1 pseudogene is annotated in these 1,713 nt (G+C 72.3%); it reads left to right on the forward strand.

Annotated features, from left to right (window positions below):
* Positions 1–311: 311 nt before the first annotated feature.
* A pseudogene (locus RCJ92_RS15805) lies at positions 312–1,713 on the forward strand (glutamate synthase subunit alpha); the annotation flags it as partial.

Consider the following 1,713-nt stretch of genomic DNA (forward strand, 5'->3'; position numbering starts at 1 on the left):
CCCCTACCCGCCGCGCCCCCGACCCCGACCCGCTGGCGGCCCGCACCACCATGTCGCGGCCCACCGGTCGGACACGACCCACAACGCGGTGGATCCATCGTGCGCACACCACACCTTCGGGCCCCACTCCCTGGCCCGCGGCGTGCCTTCGCTGCCCGGCCCCGGTATCCCACCCATCGGCGAACCCGGCCCGCGGCGTCGGCCTGCCGCCGGGGCGGCGACGATGACCGGCAGCCTCCGTTTTTCGGGCTGAAACCCAGCGTCCTGCGTGCTGCCCCAAGCAATACGGCACACCCTTGAAAGGCACGCTCATGAGCATGACCGGAGTCCAGCTGAACGCCTCGCCAGATGGTGGCGGGGAACCCATCTCCTCGCCCTACACCCGATTCGCCGCGCTGCCCGGCGCGCAGGGACTCTACGATCCCGGCGCCGAGAAGGACGCGTGCGGGCTGGCGATGATCGCCAGCCTGAAAAATGAAGCCAGCCACCGCATCGTCGAACAGGCGCTGACCGCCCTGCGCCGCCTGGAACACCGTGGCGCGACCGGCGCCGACGCGGACACCGGGGACGGGGCAGGAATCCTGCTGCACCTGCCGGACCGCTTCCTGCGCCAGGTCACCGACTTCCAGCTGCCCGAGCCCGGACGCTACGCCGTGGGCATGGCCTTTTTGCCCGCCGCCCCCGCTGAGCGTCAGGCCGCGGTGGCCGCCGTGCAGCAGCTGGCCGAGGCCGAGGGTCTCACCGTGCTGGGCTGGCGCCAGGTGCCGGTGGACGCACGGGTGCTGGGGGCTACCGCCCGCGAATGCATGCCGCACATCGCCCAGTTCTTCGTCACCGGGGTGCCCTCCGGCCGGGCGCTGGACGCGGTGTGCTGGCGCATCCGGCGCCGGGCCCAGCACCGCCACGGGGTGTACTTCGCCTCCTTCGCCAGCGGCACCCTGGTCTACAAGGGCATGGTTTCCACCGCGCAGCTGGACCGCTTCTACCCGGACCTGGCCGACGCCCGGCTGGGCACCCGCTGCGCGATCGTGCATTCGCGCTTCTCCACCAACACCTTCCCCTCCTGGCCGCTGGCCCAGCCGCTGCGCACCATCGCCCACAACGGGGAGTTCAACACCGTGCAGGGCAACCGCAACTGGATGCGCGCCCGGCAGTCCCAGCTGGCCAGCGAGCTGCTGGGGGAGGTGCCCGAGGAGCTGTTCCCGATCTGCACGCCCGGCGCGTCGGACTCGACCAGCTTCGACGAGGTCGCCGAACTGCTGATGCTCTCCGGGCGGCACCCGGCCGCGGCGATCATGATGATGATCCCGCAGGCCTGGGAACACGATGAGCACATGGACCGGGATCTGCGGGCGTTCTACGAGTACCATGCGATGCTCATGGAGCCGTGGGACGGGCCGGCCGCCGTGTGCTTCACCGACGGGCAGCTGGCCGGGGCGGTGCTGGACCGCAACGGGCTGCGCCCGGCCCGCTGGCTGACCACCGCGGACGGGCTGCTGGTGCTGGCCAGCGAGGTCGGGGTGGTGGACGTGCCCGCCCAGCAGGTCACCGCCAAGGGGCGCGTCGCCCCGGGCACCGTGTTCCTGCTGGACGTCGCGGCCGGGCGGATCATCCCCGACGCGCAGCTCAAGGCCGAACTGGCCGCCGCCGCGCCCTGGGCGAAGTGGGTGGGGCAGAACAAGCGCCGGCTGCACCAGCTGCCGCGGCGTGAGG

This window comes from Glutamicibacter sp. BSL13, assembly GCF_052928425.1.